This is a genomic window from Vibrio fujianensis, from assembly GCF_002749895.1.
GTDB classification, from domain to species: domain Bacteria; phylum Pseudomonadota; class Gammaproteobacteria; order Enterobacterales; family Vibrionaceae; genus Vibrio; species Vibrio fujianensis.
The window spans coordinates 580115-580551 of the sequence record NZ_NBUS01000054.1 but is presented as its reverse complement, the minus strand read 5'-3'; the positions used below and the strand labels follow the sequence as shown (position 1 = coordinate 580551).

The 437-nt window shown below is 44.9% G+C and carries 1 protein-coding gene; it reads right to left on the bottom strand.

Annotated elements, in window-relative coordinates:
- Positions 1 to 437 (bottom strand): MATE family efflux transporter (locus tag B7C60_RS19740; RefSeq protein ID WP_245869580.1); only part of this gene is annotated, 437 nt, incomplete at both ends.

Below are 437 nucleotides of genomic sequence, written 5' to 3'. Positions count from 1 at the left end.
GGCGCACCAAATTTACCGTAAACAAAAATCCAGTTTAATGGGATATTGAAAAGTAAGCCTAAGAAGCCTATCACCATTGCCGGTTTGGTCAGAGACATTCCATCGGTGAAGCTGCGTAAGGTTTGGAAAAGAAGAAAAGCGGGTACAGCAAACATCACCGCGTACATATAGCCAATGGTTTTTTCAGCCATTAAGGCCTCAACATCCATTAAGCCTAAAATGGTTTTGGTTTGGAATAGCACAAGAATGATCGGGATAGATACCCATAATGCTAAGCTAATGCCTTGTTGGATTTCAAACGAGATACGCTCTTGTCGGCCGGAACCATTTAACTGTGCAACAACAGGAACCAGCGCCATCAGTAAGCCGATACCAAATAAGATAGAGGGGAGCCAGATGCTTGCCGCAATAGAGACTGCCGCCATATCCGTTGCGCT